This is a genomic window from Nocardia sp. NPDC019323 (assembly GCF_044389845.1).
GTDB lineage: Bacteria > Actinomycetota > Actinomycetes > Mycobacteriales > Mycobacteriaceae > Nocardia > Nocardia implantans.
The window spans coordinates 502787-521464 of record NZ_JBIRYN010000002.1; the positions used below are offsets into that span (position 1 = coordinate 502787).

Consider the following 18678-nt stretch of genomic DNA (forward strand, 5'->3'; position numbering starts at 1 on the left):
TCACACCACGGTGGAATCCGCCGCACCGCGCGCGGGCGCGCGCTCGTCGGTTCCCTTCGGGGCGGGGTGACGATCCAGCTGAACGCCGTGCTCGCCCAGACTCGGGTCGGAGAACGCCACTCGCACTTCGCCCCGCTGGGTATCGAGATCGGTGCGCATCGTGGTCACGTTGCCCGCATTCGGCTCCGGCCTGGAATCGGAGTGCAGCAGACCCGTGAGCATGGTCAAGGCATTCGTGTCCACGGTGACCGAGACCGTGTCTGCCTCGCCCTCCGCGACTCGCGCCCCGACGTAGGCGTCGCCGATCCGGACCGTACCGCCCACCGGGGTGCGGGCAGGAGGTGTGGTAAGCGAAGCAGCTTGCTGCTCAACCTGTTCCGGCTCAGCGACATGGGACTCGGAAACCGTTGCGGACAAGACGAAACTGTTGCCGGTCAGCACGGGATCGAAGTCCCTGCCGTGTCCGTGGCGGGGCTCATCCGGGGCGGCCGGGGTGACCGGCGCGGCGATCGGAGTATCGGGGCGCTGCGTATCGGCGATCTGGTGGACGATGTACGCGCCCGCCGCGACGGTCAGGCTCAGGCTGGCCGCACCGGCGAGCACGACGGCGGCATGCCGTGCGACCTGGGCAGGCCGGTGTGCTGTCACGATGCGCTCCTTTCCCTGCGACGCCGCTCCCCACAGGCGACCAGCACCGTGGAAAGCTGTACGCGCGACCAGATTACCTGTGCGGTCGTGGGGCATACCGCATCGGAGAGAGCAGGATCACAAAGGGCGCGGGCGGGGGCACGAGCCGACGCGCCCCGGTCTGTCTTGCGCGGATGTTTCCGGGAGCGCACGGGCGGGTAAATATCGGATAGCTGGCGAGCGCCATTCTCGACTGCCACCTCGAGACACCCGGCCAACGGCGTCCGGCCGTCGACATGAACACGGCGCACCCAAGTGTGGCGCTCGCCCGCTCCCGCATCATCGTCGATCGGGTCGGGTGTGGGCGGGTCAGGTGAACTGGCCCGCCGTCCTTCCCTCGCCCGACGGACCCGCGAAAGCCTGTGCGATGGTGAGCCATTCCGCGGCGTCCTCGCCGTACGCGACGAGTGCCAGGTCGTCCGGATGGCGGCGCTGGGTCACCAGCAGGCAGAAGTCGAGCGCCGGTCCGGTCACCCGCTGTTCGGCGTCCTCCGGTCCCCAGGACCAGATGGTGCGATCCGGCGCGGTGAGCTCCACCCGGAAATCCGCTGCGGGCGGGTTCTTTCCGTGCACGGTGTAGGCGAAGTTCCTGGTGCGCACGCCGATATGGGCCACGGTGCGCAGTCGCGCCGTGGGCGAGCGGCGCACCCCGATCGCATCGGCCACGTCCTGTCCGTGCGCCCAGGTCTCCATGATGCGGGCGGAGATCATCGACGCGGCGCTCATGGGCGGGCCGAACCACGGCAGTTTGGCGCCGGCGGGCACGGCGCGCAGCGCGGCGGCGAGCGAGGCGCGCCCACGCCGCCAGCGGTCGAGCAGCTCGGCGGGCGGTTCGGTCGCGGCCTTCTCGGCGGCCTCGTCGACGAAGGTGAGCGCGCGCGGCCCGGCCTCGGTCAGCAACTGCTGGAAGCGGGCTGCGTCCGCGGTGGCGATCGTCGCGATCTCGTCGGTCCAGGCCAGGTGCCCGATCTGATGAGCGATGGTCCAGCCGGGCGCGGGTGTGGCGCGGGCCCATTCCTCGGGCGCCAGCGGGGCGACGAGTCGTTCCAGGTCCGCGCATTCGTCGGCGAAATCGCCGAGCAAAGCCTCTAGGTCAGCCATCTGTGCCCCTGCCGTCCGGGCCCACCGCCTCGTGCGCCACCGTGGTCCAGCATCGCAGCGAGCCCAAAAAAAGGCAAGCATGCTTGTTTTATCTCGGGGACGACGGGCCCGTTACCAGCCGAAAAGGAGCAGGTGGGCGGCTCCGACGACGAGGCCGAGCACCGCGCCGTGCAGATACAGCAGCCAGGCGTCCTGCTCGACGGACGCGTAGAACATCTCCATGAACTCCCCCGGAGTGAGCCGCCGCAGCTTACGCGCGGCGAACTCATCGATGGTCTTGGCCTGCTCCCGGGTGAACTCTTCGTCCTCGACGAGGGTCGGCGCCAAGCCGACGGCGGCGCCCGCCGCGCCGACGGTGAGGTTGTCGAACTGACGACGCCCCAGCGCCGCCCGCACCAGTGTGGTGGTCGGCCCGAGCTGACGGTTGATCTCGTCGGCGATCAAGCGTTCCAGCAACTGCCTGGTCTTGTCCCCGTTCGGGCCGTCGAGCAGCTCCTTGGACAGATTCGGCAGCGTCAGCACCTGGTAGGCCAGGATGTGCGCCAGATCGGTCGCCGCCTGCGGCTGCCGTTTCGCCAGCAGCGCTTGCTTCCACAGGTACTTGTACCTCGGTTGCGGGTCGCCCGGCTCGAACACCATCTTCACCGCGATGACGTTCACGATCACGCCGATCGCCGCCGAGACGAGCAGGACGATCACCCACCCGGGTACCCAGCCGAGCACCGGAATCTGCTGGTGCACATGCAGGTATAGAGCCAGCAGCACGCCGAAGGGCGCGCCGAGCAAGCCGATGCGCACCATGAAGCGCAGTTCGGGCGCCGCGATGGTGGTGGTCAGGTCCTTGAGGATGGCCGGGTTGTCCTGCAGATAGCGGATCACGAAGCCCTTGATGCCGATCAACTGGTCGACGTTGTCGCCGAGCGACGCGAACGCGCGGCGCGACAGCGCGGGCAGTTCCCGATCCACCCGCTGGTAGATCAATTGCTTGGCCGCGCGCGGCACCGTACGCCACAGGTCGGGGTTCTCCCGGTACATCAGCTCGTCCACCAGCGGGCGCACCTGCTCGCGCGCAAGCACCGCGATGTAGTCGGCGATGCCGTCGAGATCGAGTTCGTGGATGAAGTCCTTGGGACTGCCGATCCGCATCAGCGCCTTGTCCACGCAGATGCTGGCCATCTTCTCCGCGCGCGCCGGGATGAAGCCCTGGAATCCGAGGCGGCGGCCGTCACCGGAGAAGGTCGGCAGCACTTGCACCCGGCGCGGGAAATACGGGTAGAGCACGTGCAGACCGGGGATGCGGATGCCGCGAAAGACGATCGGCCAGAACAGCATCAGCACGCCGGTCCAGTTGGTCAGCCATCCCGCCAGCGCGCTGAAGATCGGGAACGTGATCAGGTCGACCACGAACTTCGGCTGCCCGGTCAGGCTTTCCCAGTCGATGAACACGCCAGCGGCGAGCGACGACATCGATGGGACTCCCTAAGCCGATCCGGCGGTACCGCCGGTATGAGATACCAAGGTCACAACGTTCTCATTGCCTTGGACGGGGTGTCAACGCGAAGCCGGCCGCGACTTCGCCGTCAGCGAACGGACCGGTCGGGGCGGAACAAACCCACTCGCCCCGGGGTTGAGTAGGCATCGCTCAACTTTTGGAAGGGTCGAAGAACGTGACTACACCACAGAACCTGCCGGTGCTGTTCCTCACCGATCCGATCGTGCTGCCGGGCATGGTCGTGCCCATCGAACTGGACGAATCCGCGCAGGCCGCGATCGACGCCGCGCGCGCCGCCAAGACCGACGCCGTGCTGCTCGCGCCGCGGCTGACCGAGGGCTACGCCACCTACGGTGTGGTCGCCACCATCGAACAGGTCGGCCGGATGCGCGGCGGCGCTCCTGCCGCCGTCCTCAAGGCCGAACGGCGCGCCAAGATCGGGCACGGGGTCACCGGTCCCGGCGCCGCGCTGTGGGTCGAGGCCGAGCCGGTCGAGACGCCCGCCGCCGACGGCCGCACCAAGGAACTGGCCGCGGAATACAAGAAGCTGGTCGTCTCGGTGCTGCAACGCCGTGAGGCCTGGCAGATCATCGACGCGGTCAATCAGCTGACCGATCCGTCGGCCATCGCCGACACCGCGGGCTACGCCCCGTACCTGACTTCCGATCAGAAGCGCGAACTGCTCGAGACCCCCGACGTGGCCGAGCGACTCACCACCCTGATCGAGTGGACCAAGGCGCACATCGCCGAGGCCGAGATCAGCGAGAAGATCAGCGAAGACGTGCGCGAGGGCATGGAGAAGAGCCAGCGCGAATTCCTGCTGCGCCAGCAGCTCAACGCCATTCGCAAGGAACTCGGCGAGGACGAGCCGGACGGCGCCGACGACTACCGCACCCGCGTCGAGCAAGCCGATCTGCCCGACACCGTGCGCGAGGCGGCGCTGCGCGAGGTCGGCAGGCTGGAGCGAGCCAGCGATCAGAGCCCGGAATCCGGCTGGATCCGGACCTGGCTGGACACCGTGCTCGAGCTGCCGTGGACGGTGAAGACCACCGACAGCACCGACGTCTCGGCCGCTCGCGCGGTGCTGGACGCCGACCACCACGGCCTGGAAGAGGTCAAGGACCGCATGGTCGAGTACCTGGCCGTCCGCGCACGCCGGGCCGCCCGCGGCCTGGAGGTCGTCGGCGGACGCGGGTCCGGCGCGGTGCTGGTGCTGGTCGGCCCGCCCGGTGTAGGCAAGACCTCGCTGGGCGAGTCCGTGGCGCGCGCTCTCGGCCGCGAGTTCGTCCGCGTGGCTCTTGGCGGCGTGCGCGACGAGGCCGAGATCCGCGGGCACCGCCGCACCTACGTCGGCGCCATGCCCGGCCGGATCGTGCGGGCCATGAAGGAAGCCGGTTCGATGAACCCGGTCGTCCTGCTGGACGAGATCGACAAGGTCGGCTCCGACTTCCGCGGCGACCCTGCGGCCGCCCTGCTCGAGGTGCTCGACCCGGCGCAGAACCACACGTTCCGCGACCACTACCTGGATCTCGACCTGGACCTGTCCGACGTGCTGTTCATCGCCACGGCGAACGTCATGGAGACCATCCCCGGCCCGCTGCTGGACCGGATGGAGCTGATCACCGTCGACGGCTACACCGAGGACGACAAGGTGGCCATCGCGCGCGACTTCCTGGTGCCGCGGCAGCTGGAGCGCAACGCCCTGACCGCCGACGAGGTGTCGGTGACCGAGGAGGCGCTGCGCGAGATCGCCGCCAACTACACCAGGGAGGCCGGGGTCAGGCAGATGGAGCGGCTGATCGCCAAAGCGCTGCGCAAGGCGGCCACGCGGCTGTCGGAGCGCGAGGCCGGATCGGGGTACGACCCCGAACTGGGTTACGAGGAGAAGGTCGGCGCGGGGGCCCTGACGATCGGTCTGGACGACTTGAAGGATTACCTGGGTCGTCCTCGCTTCACCCCGGACTCGGTGGAACGCACGGCCGTTCCCGGTGTGGCCACCGGCTTGGCCGTGACCGGCGCGGGCGGCGACGTCCTCTACATCGAGGCGAACGCCGCCGAGGGCGAGCGCTCGCTGACGCTCACCGGCCAGCTCGGCGACGTGATGAAGGAGTCGGCGCAGATCGCGTTGACCTACGTGCGTTCGCACCTGGAGGAGATCGGCATCGAGCCGTCGGTGCTGGATCGCAATATCCACATCCACTTCCCTGCGGGCGCCGTGCCCAAGGACGGACCGTCGGCGGGCGTCACGATGGTCACCGCCCTGGTGTCGCTGGCGCTGGGCCGTCAGGTGCGATCGGACGTCGGCATGACCGGTGAGGTCACGCTGAACGGCCGGGTGCTGCCGATCGGCGGCGTCAAGCAGAAGCTGCTCGCCGCCCAGCGGGCCGGATTGAAGACGGTGTTCATCCCGGCGCGCAACGAGCCGGACCTGGACGACGTACCGGCGGAGGTGCTGGCCGCGCTGGACGTCCGGCCGGTCGCCGATGTGGCCGACATCCTGGCCTACGCGATCGAGCCGGTGGCCGAGCCCGCGTTGGGGCCCGCCTTCGCGGCGACTGCCTGACCTGGGCTGACGGGCCGGGCACGGGAACGATTCCGTGCCCGGCCTTTCGTATTGCGAAAGGGCCGTCGCTCGATGCGAGGTTACGAGCCGTTCGTGCCGGTCAGGTCGGTTTCCGCGAGCCGCGTCGTGCCTTGGCCCACCGCGCACAGGATCGGTTCGCGGTCACGGCTTTCCGCGTAGATCTCGCAGTGGGCCACCGCTTGGCGGCGCGTCGCCCCCGTGACAGTTGCCTCGATGCGCAATCGTTCGCCCGCGGCGGGACGCAGGTAGGTGATGGTGACGCCGCCGGTGAGCACGTTCGCGCCGAGCACCGTTCCCGCGGCGAAGGTGAGGGCGTTGTCGGCCGCGTACGCCAGCACGCCGCCGTGCACATAGCCGAACTGCTGGGTCAATTCCGGGCGCAATGGGATGACCAGGGTCGCGGCGCCGTCGCCGAACGCGGTGATCTCGGTGCCGACCAGGCTCGCGAAGGGCTGTGCGGCCAGTATCTTCTTGGCGCTGTCGAGGTCGAGGGTCATGGTGGTCGTCATCGGGACATCTCTTTCGCGGCTCTGGGGCGGTCGGCGGCGAGGGCGAGCCAGGCGGCATCCGCGAGTTCCCCCGCGACTCGATCGGGGGCGAGGCGCATTTCCCCGCCGAGCCACTGGCGCGTGTATTCCTGCGCCGGGCCGAGCCACAGCGCGTAGACAAGGTCGATCGGAAGATCCCGCACCGCCCCGTACCCAGCGTGCGTGCGCCACCACCGAGTCACGTCGGACATGAAGCGGCGATTGCCCTCGCTCTCGCGCACCCCTGGCGGCCGCGCCGCGGTGAGCACGGTGGCGCGGTATTGATTCTCGCTCACCCAGCGCAAGTGCTCGTGCACGCCGGCGACGACGCCTTCGCGCGCGTCGGCGCTGTCACCGACCACCGCCCAGAAATGCTCCTGATAGTCCGCCAGCGCGTTGGCCCAGACCTGCCGGTACAGGTCGGACTTGTCCGGGAAATGGTGATACAGCGCGCCGACGCTGGCGCCCGCCGCGGCGCGGATCTGCGTCAGCGTCGCGTCGAGGGCGCCGTGCTCGGCGAACTGGCGCTCGGCCGCCAAGAGCAACCGATCTCGAATCTTCATGACCAGAATTTAGTTCTGTTTTTGCGGCCTCGCAATGGCGGGGTGCGCGAGGGCGCGGTGTTGCCGGTCGGCGGGCGATCGGCGCAATCCAGACCGGTGTGTCGCACCCCTGCGGTAAGAACGGCATGTGGCCAGATGGCTGTTGCACGTCGACCTCGATCAGTTCCAGGCGGCGGTGGAGTTCCGCCGTCACCCGGAACTGCGGGGACTGCCGGTCATCGTCGGCGGCAATGGCGATCCCAGCGAGCCGCGCAAGGTGGTGACCTGCGCGTCCTATCCGGCGCGCGCGTTCGGCGTGCGGGCCGGGATGCCGCTGCGCAGCGCCCAGCGCAAGTGTCCCGACGGCGTGTTCCTCCCCTTGGACATGGCCGCATACGAGGACGCTTCCGACGAAGTCATGGCCCTGTTGCGGACGTTTCCGGGACGGGTCGAGGTGTGGGGCTGGGACGAGGCGTTCCTCGCCGCCGACACCGACGATCCGGAAGCCCTCGCGCGGCAGGTGCGCGACGCCATCGCCGGACTCGAGCTGACCTGCTCGATCGGCATCGGGGACAACAAGCTCACCGCCAAGCTCGCGACCGGCTTCGCCAAGTCGGCGGGCAAGTCCTCGGCCGAGCCCGCCGCCGGCGCGGGCGCCGCCGCGGGCGTCTTCCGGCTCACGGCCGCGAACTGGACCGAGGTCATGGCCCACCGCCCGACCGACGCGCTGTGGGGCATCGGCAGCCGCATCGCCGCCCGGCTCGCCGAACTCGGCATTCGCACTGTCGGCGAGCTGATGGCGGCGGACCGGCATCGCCTGGCCGCCGAATTCGGGCCGAACACCGGTCCGTATCTCTGGGTGCTCGGCCACGGCAAAGGAGATACGGACGTCACGACCGAACCGCGAATCCCGATCGGGCGCAGCAAATCCGAGACCTTCCCGCACGATCTGACCGATCCCGGCGAGATCCGCGCCCAGGTCGCGCGGCTGGCCACCGAGGTCGCCGAGGAGATGGCCGCGGCGGGCCGGATCGGCACCCGCGTTTCGGTGACGGTGCGCACGAACACCTTCTACACCCGCAGCAAACAGGAGAAATTGCCCGAACCGACCATCGACGTCGCGCGAATCGCCGAGACGGCGCTGCGCATCGTCGAACGGTTCGACCTCGACCGCCCGGTTCGTCTGCTCGGCGTGCGGCTGGAACTCCTGCCGCAGTAGCTCCCGGACCCGTCCCTACGCTCGTATGCTCGTCCGCATGGAGTTCTGGGCGATGGTGGCACACGAATCGGATAGCGGGATCGTCCTGACCCGGCAGCAGGTCGGCGAGGATTTCCTCGGGCCGGGTGACGTGACGATCAAGGTGCACTACTCGAGCGCGAACTACAAGGACGGTCTGGCGATCACCAAGGGCGGCGGTGTGGTGCGCGACTACCCGATCGTCCCCGGCATCGATCTCGTCGGTGAGGTGGTCGAGTCCGCCGACGACGATTTCGCGCCGGGTGACCAGGTGATCGCACACGGTTACGACATCGGCGTTTCGCACAACGGCGGCTTCGCCGAATACGCCAGGGTGCCGGCCGAATGGGTGGTCAAGCTGGATGGGCTGAGCCTGCGCGACGCCGCCGCGCTCGGCAACGCCGGGTTCACCGCTGCCCTGAGCGTGCAGGCCCTGCTCGATCGCGGCCTCATGCCAGACGCGGGCCCGGTGCTGGTCACCGGCGCGACCGGCGGAGTCGGCAGCGTGAGCATCGACATCCTCTCCGGCCTCGGCTTCGAGGTCATCGCGTCCACGGGCAAGACCGACGCGAACGATCTGCTCAGCGAGATCGGCGCGAACGAGGTGATCGGCAGGTTGCCGGAGGACCCGAACGCCAAGCCGCGGCCGCTGACCAAGGCGCGGTGGGCCGCGGCCGTGGACAGCGTCGGCGGCGCGTCGCTGGCCTACGTGCTCAGCGCCATCGGTTACGGCGGCGTGGTCGCGGCGAGCGGGCTCACCGGCGGACCTGAGCTGCCCACCACGGTGATGCCGTTCATCCTGCGCGGCGTCACCCTCGAAGGCATCGACTCGGTCAACCTGCCCATCGATCGCCGTCGGGAGGTTTGGGCACAGCTCGGCAAAGAACTACGCCCGCAGCATCTTTCGGCGCTGCAGAACTACGCGCCGATCACCGATGTGGAGAAAGTGCTGCACTCCATCCGCGACGGCAGCCATCGGGGGCGCACCGTGCTCGGCGTCATGGGTGAGTTCTGACCGAAGGTCCTCGGCTCCGGCGCAAGCGGCGTCGCGCGGTGACGCGCCCAGATGCGACAGGCGCGCCGATCTTGCGGCTGACCTCGACCGGACCCCGCGCGGGGGAAGCCGCAAGGCCTCGCCGACATCCCGGCACCGGTCGTGACCCGACCCCGCCGCGCGGGGGAAGTCGTTGCCGCCGTCGCGAGCACCGATCCGATACGGTTCTTCCGCATCATCTCCGTGCTCGCTCCGGTCGAGAGGCGAACTTCCTTGTCCGCGAATCTGTTCTGGCGTTCGATGTCGATAGTGGCGGCGTCCGCGCTGCTCGCCGCGCCCGCGTACGGCCGGGCCGATCCGGTGAACGACTCGCGCGCGAACGGCTTGGACCGCTTCTATCACCAGCCGCTGGAGTGGAAGCCGTGCGGCGTCGAGAATCTGGACAAGGCCGGTGGCGAGTGCGCGAACGTCGTCGTGCCGCTCGAATACGGGCAGCCGGGCGGTCGCACGATCACTTTGGCGATATCCCGGGTGAAGGCCAGCGATCCGGCGCGGCGGCGGGGCATCCTGGTGTCGAATCCGGGTGGTCCCGGCGGGCCGGGCCTGGACAGTGTGGATCTGCTCGGCGACGTGCTGTCGCCGGACGTGCTGGCGAGTTACGACCTGATCGGGCTGGACCCGCGCGGCGTCGGCGAATCCACCTCGAGCCCGCGGTGCGGCTGGCCGGTCGGCGAGATGGTCCGGTCGGCGGGCCTGGATCCGCTGGGCTTCGCGCACGACACCGTTCAGTCCGCGGGCATGGCCGCGAGCTGCGTCGTTCGTGATCCGCAGTTGGTGCGGCAGTTCACCACTCGCAACACGGCGCGGGACATGGACGTCGTGCGGGCCGCCCTGGGCGAGGAGAAGATCAACTTCTACGGCTTGTCCTATGGCACGTACCTCGGGGCCGTGTTCACCCAGATGTTCCCCGAGCGCAGCGATCGGATCGTGCTCGACAGCGCGATCGACCCGGATCGGTACTGGACGGGCCTGGTCCAGGATTGGGGACCCGCCGACGAAATCGCCTTGGACGATTGGGCGGTGTGGGCCGCCGCCAGGGACGAGCAGTTCCGGCTCGGCGCGACGCCGCAGCAGGTGCGCGCGAAGATCGAGGAATTGGTCCGGATCGCCAACCGCAGGCCGATCGTCATCGATGGATTCGCGATCGACGACCATTGGTTGCCGTTCATCCTGCACGCCTTGCTGTGGAACTACCGGCTGAACGAGCCGTTGGCCGCGACGGTGCGCGAACTCGCCGACGCCGCGGGCGGTCCGCCCACGACCGCGCAGACGCCACGGCTGCGCGCCATCGTGGCGGCGCTGCGCGACAACGAGAACTCCGTCCTCGCGGAGATCGCCTGCGGTGATGTCAGCGCGCCCATCGATCCGCTCTGGTACTGGCGCACTATCGAGGAGAACCGCGCCACGCAGCCGGTGTTCGGTGCGCTGGCGGGCAACATCCAGCCGTGCGCCTTCTGGCCGCGCCCGGTGGAGCCGCCGACCGTGGTGCGCAACGCCGTGCCCGCGCTCATCGTGCAGGCGACGGGCGATCCGCGCACTCCCTATGCGCACGGCGTCCGGCTGCACCAGTACCTGTCGGCGTCGCGCCTGGTCAGCCTGCAAGACGTCCGCATTCACATGACGTTCCGGCCGGAGCTGAGCAGTTGCGTGAACAACGCGATCAACGCCTACTTCGGCGCGGGAACCCTGCCGGAGGCCGACACCACCTGTACCGCGGACCAGACGGCGAGCTAGCCGGACAACGGATCAGGCCGCGGCCGTGACGGGTTCCTCGGCGAACTGGGTGCGGTACAGCTCCGCGTAGCGGCCATCGGCGTTCAGTAGCTCGGAGTGGGTGCCGCGCTCCACGATCCGGCCCTGTTCCAGCACCAGGATCTGGTCGGCGGCGCGGATGGTGGACAACCGGTGCGCGATCACCAACGCGGTCCTGCCCTCCAGCGCTTCGGACAGCGCCTCCTGCACGGCGGCTTCCGAGGTCGAGTCCAGCGACGCGGTCGCCTCGTCCAGGATCACCACACGCGGCTGCTTGAGCAGCAGGCGGGCGATGGTCAGGCGCTGGCGTTCACCCCCGGAGAGCCGGTAGCCGCGCTCGCCGACCACGGTCTCCAACCCGTCCGGCAGCGACGCGATCAAGTCGCGCAGCCGGGCGCGCTCGAGCGCGTCCCACAGTTCGTCCTCGGTGGCCTCCGGCCGCGCGAGCAGGAGATTGGCGCGGATGGTGTCGTGGAACAGGTGCCCGTCCTGGGTGACGAGGCCGACGGTGTCGCGGAGCGATCCGGTGGTCACCTCGCGCACGTCGACGCCGTTCAACCGCACCGCGCCCGCGTCGACGTCGTAGAGACGGGAGACAAGCTGCGCGATGGTCGATTTGCCCGCGCCCGACGAGCCGACCAGCGCGACCAGCTGACCGGGCTCGGCGCGCAGCGACACGTCGTGCAGCACCTGCACCCCGCCGCGGGTGTCCAGATTCGCCACGTCCTCCAGTGAGGCCAGCGACACCTTGTCGGCCGACGGGTAGCCGAAGCTCACCGCGTCCAGCTCCACCGCGACCGGGCCCTCCGGAACCGGTTTCGCATCCGGCGCGTCCTCGATCAGCGGCTTCAGATCGAGCACTTCGAAGACGCGCTCGAAGCTCACCAGCGCGGCCATGATCTCCATCCGGGCGCTGGCCAGTGCGGTGAGCGGGGTGTAGAGCCTGGTCAGCAGCAGCGACAGCGCCACGACCGCGCCCGCGTCCAGCTGCCCGCGCAGGGCGTACCAGCCGCCGAGGCCGTACACCAAGGCGATCGCCAGCGCGGACACCAGGGTGAGCGAGGTGACGAAGACCGTTTGCAGCATCGCGGTGCGCACGCCGATGTTCCGCACCCGGCGGGCCCGCAGCGCGAACTCGTCGGACTCCTGTTCCGGCCGCCCGAAGAGTTTGACCAGCGTCGCGCCCGGCGCGGAGAACCGCTCGGTCATCTGGGTGCTCATCGCCGCGTTCAGCCGGGCGGCTTCGCGCTGCAAGTCGGCCAGGCGGTTGCCCATCCGGCGCGCCGGGAACACGAACACCGGGAGCAACACCAGCGCGAGCAAGGTGATCTGCCACGAGATGCTGATCATCACCCCGAGGGTCAGCGCGAGGGTGACCAGGTTGGCCACCACGCCGGACAGGGTGTCGCTGAACGCCCGCTGAGCGCCGATCACATCGTTGTTCAAGCGGCTGACCAGCGCGCCGGTCCTGGTGCGGGTGAAGAAGGCGACGGGCATCTTCTGCACGTGGTCGAACACGGCGGTGCGCAGATCGAGGATGAGCCCCTCACCGATGCGCGCCGACATCCACCGGATCGCGACCCCGAGCCCCGCGTCGAACACCGCGAGCACGCCGATCACCGCCGCGAGAACGACCACCACCCGTGGCGCCGCCCCGCCGACTATGTGGTCGACGACCCGGCCCGCAAGCACCGGCGTCGCCACCGCGAGCACCGCCGACACCACACTGAACAGCAGGAACGCGCCGATCCGCCGCCGGTGCGGCGCGGCGAACCGCAGGATGCGCCGCGCGGTGGCGAGCCGGAACGGCCGCTGTTCCTGCGGCGCGTTCGCCCGCCGGTACATCTGGCTCCACGCCACGGATTCGATGCTCACGTCGTACTCCCTCTTCGCTCCCCACCCATCCAAGACCTGGCCACCGACACTAAGACCTCAACAATGGTTGAGTTCAAGTCGATCCCGTCAGCCGAGGGTTTCCGCCCACAGCGAAACCGGCCGAGGCCCCGAACCTCCCACCCGCCCCTGACGCGAATGACGTTGGCGCAACCGGCGCGGCGAACACCCGGCGAACGCCGCCGGCATGCCCGCCTCGAAACGGCGGAGGGCGATCGGCGCGGCGTGTCGGCGAAGCATTCGTCACCGACGCATACCGCCGAGCGTGCACGCACAGATGCGCCGCTTCCCCCAAGTCTCGATCCGGCGAGCAGCCGGCACGACCGCATGGGCCTGGAACGCCGGACAGCCAGCGCCGCCACAATCCTTTCGCACCGCCTGTAGACGTCCGACGCCGTAGACGAACACATGCCGCCATGGTCGGTGGTCTCCAGGACCACCTTGTCCGCGGTCGGCCACGCGTGCCGATCGCCTTGTCGTCGGCCGCCGTGGGCCGTGCACTCGCGCAGCGGGCTTGGCAATCGGCGCGCCCAGTGGGTGACGCTGTGGGCGAATATTTCACCGTCAGGGTCGGTGGTCTCCAGGACCACCTTGTCCGCGGTCGGCCACGCGTGCCGACCGCCTTGTCATCGGCCGCCGTGGGCCGTGCACTCGCGCAGCGGGCTTGGCAATCGGCGCGCCAGTGGGTGACGCTGTGGGCGAATATTTCACCGTCAGGGTCGGTGGTCTCCAGGACCACCTTGTCCGCGGTCGGCCACGCGTGCCGACCGCCCTGTCATCGGCCACTGTGAATCGCGCACCTTGGCGGCAGGCTCCGCAACCGACGCGCCCAGCGCACCCCCACCACCGGTTTCGAGCGAAGCGAGACCGAGCATCCGCCGTTCGCGGCCCGGCTCGCGTTTACGCGGCCGCCGCGTCCGCGACGAAGGAGCGAGCGGCGGTCGCGTAAACGCGAGCCACAAGAGGGCCGCGAACGCCCAGCGCCGCAGGCGCTGGAAAGACAAACACAGCGCTGGAAAAATAAACACAGTGAACCGGATGGCGGCCCTGCGCGGCAGGATCGATGGTGCGGTCGACACCTCCGACCGGCGGCGGGCGGAGTACTCCTCCGACGCGTCGAACTATCGGGTCCTCCCGACGGCGGTCGTCTTCCCCCGTACCGACGACGACGTAGCGAATACCTTGGAATTCGCCCGAGCCGAGGGGCTGCCGGTGACCGCGCGCGGCTCGGGAACGTCGGTGGCGGGCAACGCGATCGGCCCCGGGCTGGTGCTCGATTTCAGCAGGCATCTGAACCGGGTCGTGTCGATCGATCCGGACCAGCGCCTGGCCACCGTGCAGCCGGGCGTGGTCCTGTCGGAGTTGCAGCGCGCGGCCCGTCCGCACGGCTTACGCTTCGGGCCCGACCCTTCGACGCAGAACCGCTGCACGCTCGGCGGCATGATCGGCAACAACGCGTGCGGACCGCGCGCCGTCGCGTGGGGCCGCACTTCCGACACGGTGCGCGAGCTGCGCATCCTGGACGGCACCTGCACGGAGCGCACGCTGGCCGCCGACCTGTCCGCGGTGCCTGGTCTCGCGGAATTCAGCCGGGCCAATCTCGCGGTGCTGCGCACCGATCTCGGCCGCTTCGACCGCCAGGCATCCGGTTACGGCTTGGAACACCTGCTGCCCGAGCGCGGCGCGTCGGCGGCGAAGGCGTTCGTCGGCAGCGAGGGCACCTGCGGCCTGCTGCTCGGCGCGACCGTGGAGCTGGTCGAGCTGCCGGCGGCCACCGTGCTCACGGTGCTCGGCTACCCCGACATCGCCACCGCGGCCGACGACGTCGCCGCCGTGCTGGCCTGCGCGCCGATCGCGGTGGAGGGCATCGACGCGCGGCTGGTGGACGTGGTGCGGGCGCACCGGGGGACGGTGCCCGACCTCCCGCGCGGCGGTGGGTGGCTGTTCGTGGAGACCGCGGGCGCGACGCGGGCCGAGGCGCTGGCCGCCGCGCAGCGGCTGTGCCGGACGGCGGGCGCGGTGGACAGCAGGATCGTGACCGATCCAGGCATCGCCGCGGCGCTGTGGCGAATCCGCGCCGACGGGGCGGGGCTGGCCGGCCGCACGGCGGACGGGCAGCCGGCCTGGCCCGGCTGGGAGGACGCTGCCGTCCCACCTGCCCGGCTCGGCGCCTACCTGCGCGATTTCGCCGACCTGACCCGCGAGCACGGCGTCGACGGGCTGCTGTACGGGCATATCGGCGACGGCTGCATCCATGTCCGCCTCGATCTCCCGATCGCCGACGCGCCGCACCGCTTCCGCGCCTTCCTCTTCGACGCGGCGGAGCTGGTCGTCCGGCACGGCGGTTCGCTGTCCGGCGAGCACGGTGACGGCCGGGCTCGCTCCGAGTTGCTCGCGGCGATGTACTCCCCCGCGGTGCTCGAGGTCTTCGCCGGGTACAAAGCGCTGTTCGACCCCGGCGACATCCTCAACCCCGGCGTGCTTGTCGCACCGCGGCCGATCGACGCCGACCTGCGGCTGGCCGGACTCGGTCGCGTCGCCGCGTCGAAGGGTTACCTGCTCGCGGAGGACGACGGCGATATGGGCGTCGCGGTCCATCGCTGTGTCGGCGTCGGCAAATGTCGCGCCGACGGCGGTTTCATGTGCCCGTCCTACCAGGCCACCCGGGACGAGAAGGACAGCACCCGCGGGCGGGCGAGGGTGCTGCAAGAGGTGACGCGCGGCGCGCTGCCCTGGTCGTCGGACGCCGTCGCCGAGTCGCTGGATCTGTGCCTGTCCTGCCGGGCGTGCCGGTCGGACTGCCCCGCGGGTGTGGACATGGCCACCTACAAGTCGGAGACGCTGTATCGCCGCTACCGCCACCGGCTCCGGCCCGTCGATCACTATGCGCTGGGCTGGCTGCCTCGATGGCTGTCCGTCGCGAGCCGGATGCCGCGGGTCGTCAACGCGCTCGCGGGCCGGACCGCGCTGCGCCGAGCCGGGTTGCGGGCCGCGGGCATCGACCCGCGCCGCGACGTGCCGCGCCTCGCCCCGCGCACCTTCCGCCGCATCTGGCGCGATCTGGACGAAGGCGACCGGCTGGCCGAGTCCGCCTACGCGCCCGAAGAGCGGGTCGGAAGCGGTGTCTCCGGCGAGGTGATGCTGTGGATCGATACCTTCACCGACGCGTTCGACCCGGAGATCGCCTTGGCCGCGGCACGGCTGCTGGCCGCGGCGGGCTACCGCGTGCGGATCCCCGAGCGGCGCGTCTGCTGCGGACTCACTTGGATCAGCACCGGTCAGCTCGACGGCGCCCGCGCGCGGTTGCGGGCGACGCTGACCGCGTTGCAGGAGCACGTCGACGCGGGCGGCGTGGTCGTGGGGCTGGAGCCGTCCTGCACCGCGGTCCTGCGCGCGGACCTGACGGAACTGTTGCCGGACGATCCGAGAGCGGCCAGGACCGCCGCCGCCGTGCGCACCCTGGCCGAGTTCCTCGCCGAACAGCCGACCTGGCGCCCGCCGCGGCGGACCGGCAGGCGCGTGGTCGTTCAACCGCATTGTCACCAGCACGCGATTCTCGGATTCGATGCCGATCGCCGTTTATTAGCCCGCATGGGTGTGACGGTGACGGAAATCACCGGTTGCTGTGGGCTGGCGGGCAATTTCGGAATGCAATCGGGCCATTACGACATTTCGGTCGCGGTGGCCGAGAACGGCATGCTCCCCGCCCTGCGCGCCGCGGGCGCGGACGCGCTCTTCCTCGCCGACGGCTTCTCCTGTCGCACGCAGGCCGCTGCCCTTTCCGGGCGACGGGCGCGCCATATCGCGCAATTCCTGCTGGAAGGGTGAGCTTTCGAGCGCCCGCCGACGGGCCGGTGGGCGCCCGCGTGGTTCAGCTGCCGAACGGCAAGGTGCCAGGCGGGATCTGGTAGCCCGAGCTGCCCGCGAAAACCCCACCCCAGGCGTTGAGCAACCAGTTGAGCACATTGGTGATCATCAGAGAACCTCCGTCATTGCTACAGCCAGATATTTGCCGAACTAAAACAATATCGCCGCTAATCTCGTGCCGTTACATCGTATTACGAATCCATAATTATGTGCGATGGGTATGAAAAGCCTTTGGTGTGGCTCAGATGATAATCCGCCCCGCCCGGCGGAGGCGGACGCGGCGCCGCGCGGCGCACCGGGCAGAATGATTCCGGTGCGCAGCGTGACGGTCGAGCCGGGAGCCAGCCGGACCGTGACCACGGATCGGCCGATCGATCTGGCCTGCACGCTGGCCCCCCTCGGTCGCGGCGCGGGCGACCCGTGCCACCGGGTGACGGCCGACGGCGCGCACTGGCATGCTTCCCGGCTGCCGACCGGTCCGGTCACCTACCGCCTGGCCCAGTCCGATCCGTTCACCGTGCAGGCCCACGCGTGGGGTCCGGGCGCGGCGGAATTCCTCGCGGGTCTCGAGCACATGCTCTGCCTGGACGAGGACGTCTCGGCATTCCTCCCGGATCATCCGAAGCTCGTCGATGCCCACCGCCGCTTTCCTGGCCTGCGCATGCTGCGCACCGGCCTGGTCTTCGAAGCGCTGGTGCCGTCGGTGCTGGAACAGAAGGTGCACACAATTTCCGCACGGGCCTCGTGGCGGAAACTGGTGCGGCAGTACGGCGAACCGGCGCCGGGCCCCGTGCCGGAGGGTATGCGGTTGCCGCCGGACGCGGACGCTTGGCGGCGCATCCCCTCCTGGGTCTACCACCGCGCCAATGTCGGACCGCAGCGTGCCCAGACCATCGTGCGCGCGGCTCGAATCGCCGATTCGCTGGAGCGCGCGGCCCGGGTCGATCCGGTCGAGGCGGCGCGGATGCTGCGCAGTGTCCCCGGTATCGGGGTGTGGACCGCCGCGGAGATCGCGCAGCGGGCTTTCGGCGACGCGGACGCGCTGTCGGTCGGCGATTACCACCTCGCCGCCGCGGTCGGCTGGACGCTGCTCGGCCGTCCCATCGATGACGACGCGATGGTCGAATATCTGGAACCGCTACGCCCGCATCGCTACCGGGCGATCCGCCTGCTCGAGATCAGCGGCCACTTCCACAAGCCGAAGTTCGGCCCGCGCACCCCGCTGACCGACCACACCTGGCACTGATCCCTCCGCGCGTTCACTTTTCCGCAGTTTTGCCCCTTCTTTATCAGTCGGTGCGGGGCGGGGAAAAGCAAAACTAGAGGTTGTCGCGCCACACTCGGCCGTCACCGCATTCACATCGGTACGTGAGCGATAGCCGAAGGGGTTCGCAATGGCGCGCACCTCATCGTCGAACCACACAACTGCAGGGGGTTGTCAGTGGAGCAGAGGCCACTGGGGGATACACCGCGATCCAGATGCCAGTTCTACCGGCGGGAGTGCGATCTGCCCGCCGTCGTCGATCCGCCCGAACTCGGCCGGATCGTGATGCGCGCCGGGTCGGTGTGGGCGTTGACCATGCCGAGCGGCCTGGGACAGGCCGTCAAGGCGCACATGCAGAGCAAGAGCGTGCGGCTCGGCCCGATTCTGGCGCATCCCCGCTCCAATCGCTGGACTTTCCTGATCGCGCCGGATCTGCCCGAGAACGATACGCGCTTGTTCGCGGAGTTGTTCCGGCTCAACGTCTCGGTGTCGCGCACCGGGTCGACGATCGCGTTGCCGTCCCCGACGGCGTCGGTCGGCGCGATCCGCTCCTGGATCGTGCCGCCGCGCAACAGGTTTCGTCCGTCCGGGCGAGTGGTGGTCGCGGCCATTCGGGCATGGGCGGAGCCCGCGCCGCGCCGCCGCTGAGGGCGGGGGCCGCACCGGGAGATTCCACCG

At 69.7% G+C, this 18678-nt stretch carries 13 protein-coding genes; 7 read left to right on the top strand and 6 right to left on the bottom strand.

The window, feature by feature from the left end; all coding sequences use genetic code 11:
* The 3 genes from ACH49X_RS09685 to ACH49X_RS09695 all read right to left on the bottom strand — a co-directional run bounded on the left by ACH49X_RS09685 (position 1) and on the right by ACH49X_RS09695 (position 3255).
* Positions 1-648, bottom strand: a complete 648-nt coding sequence (locus tag ACH49X_RS09685) for a hypothetical protein (protein WP_195079530.1) — start codon at positions 646-648, stop codon at positions 1-3.
* A gap of 348 nt (positions 649-996) precedes the next feature.
* Positions 997-1788 carry a TIGR03084 family metal-binding protein gene (locus tag ACH49X_RS09690; RefSeq protein WP_195079529.1) on the bottom strand — a complete coding sequence of 264 codons (792 nt, stop codon included), beginning with the start codon at positions 1786-1788 and terminating at the stop codon, positions 997-999.
* A 111-nt stretch (positions 1789-1899) separates the two neighbouring features.
* On the bottom strand, positions 1900-3255 hold the full coding sequence (locus ACH49X_RS09695; RefSeq protein WP_195079528.1) for a hypothetical protein: 1356 nt from the start codon (positions 3253-3255) through the stop codon (positions 1900-1902).
* Positions 3256-3515: 260 nt separating this feature from the next.
* Here ACH49X_RS09695 and lon point away from each other — a divergent pair, with 260 nt between their 5' ends.
* Positions 3516-5843, top strand: coding sequence for an endopeptidase La (gene lon, locus ACH49X_RS09700; RefSeq protein WP_357107093.1), 2328 nt, complete (start codon positions 3516-3518; stop codon positions 5841-5843).
* An 80-nt stretch (positions 5844-5923) separates the two neighbouring features.
* Here lon and ACH49X_RS09705 read toward each other — a convergent pair whose 3' ends face one another.
* A complete protein-coding gene (locus tag ACH49X_RS09705; RefSeq protein ID WP_195079527.1) occupies positions 5924-6373 on the bottom strand; it encodes a PaaI family thioesterase in 450 nt (149 codons plus the stop codon).
* The gene (locus tag ACH49X_RS09710; RefSeq protein ID WP_195079526.1) at positions 6370-6954 is read right to left on the bottom strand and encodes a TetR/AcrR family transcriptional regulator; all 585 of its coding nucleotides are present in this window, start codon (positions 6952-6954) and stop codon (positions 6370-6372) included. The genes ACH49X_RS09705 and ACH49X_RS09710 overlap by 4 nt, the downstream gene beginning before the upstream one ends.
* A gap of 127 nt (positions 6955-7081) precedes the next feature.
* Between ACH49X_RS09710 and ACH49X_RS09715 the strand changes: the two genes are divergently transcribed.
* The 3 genes from ACH49X_RS09715 to ACH49X_RS09725 all read left to right on the top strand — a co-directional run bounded on the left by ACH49X_RS09715 (position 7082) and on the right by ACH49X_RS09725 (position 10958).
* Positions 7082-8152 (top strand): DNA polymerase IV, encoded by a 1071-nt coding sequence (locus ACH49X_RS09715; RefSeq protein ID WP_195079525.1) that lies wholly within the window; start codon positions 7082-7084, stop codon positions 8150-8152.
* A gap of 37 nt (positions 8153-8189) precedes the next feature.
* Complete coding sequence (locus ACH49X_RS09720; protein WP_357207508.1) at positions 8190-9185, top strand: oxidoreductase; 996 nt, start codon at positions 8190-8192, stop codon at positions 9183-9185.
* A gap of 252 nt (positions 9186-9437) precedes the next feature.
* Positions 9438-10958: an alpha/beta hydrolase gene (locus ACH49X_RS09725; RefSeq protein WP_357207505.1), complete on the top strand. Its 1521-nt coding sequence runs from the start codon at positions 9438-9440 to the stop codon at positions 10956-10958.
* Positions 10959-10970: 12 nt separating this feature from the next.
* On the opposite strand, the gene ACH49X_RS09730 is transcribed toward ACH49X_RS09725, so the two are convergent.
* Positions 10971-12851, bottom strand: coding sequence for an ABC transporter ATP-binding protein (locus ACH49X_RS09730; RefSeq protein ID WP_195079522.1), 1881 nt, complete (start codon positions 12849-12851; stop codon positions 10971-10973).
* Between the two features lie 1056 nt (positions 12852-13907).
* On the opposite strand from ACH49X_RS09730, the gene ACH49X_RS09735 reads away from it, so the two are divergent.
* From ACH49X_RS09735 to ACH49X_RS09745, 3 genes are all read left to right on the top strand, one after another.
* Positions 13908-16697, top strand: coding sequence for an FAD-binding and (Fe-S)-binding domain-containing protein (locus ACH49X_RS09735; RefSeq protein WP_357209177.1), 2790 nt, complete (start codon positions 13908-13910; stop codon positions 16695-16697).
* A 343-nt stretch (positions 16698-17040) separates the two neighbouring features.
* The gene (locus tag ACH49X_RS09740; protein ID WP_195079520.1) at positions 17041-17982 is read left to right on the top strand and encodes a DNA-3-methyladenine glycosylase 2 family protein; all 942 of its coding nucleotides are present in this window, start codon (positions 17041-17043) and stop codon (positions 17980-17982) included.
* A gap of 195 nt (positions 17983-18177) precedes the next feature.
* Positions 18178-18648 (top strand): DNA-directed RNA polymerase subunit beta, encoded by a 471-nt coding sequence (locus ACH49X_RS09745; protein WP_195079519.1) that lies wholly within the window; start codon positions 18178-18180, stop codon positions 18646-18648.
* Positions 18649-18678 lie beyond the last annotated feature (30 nt).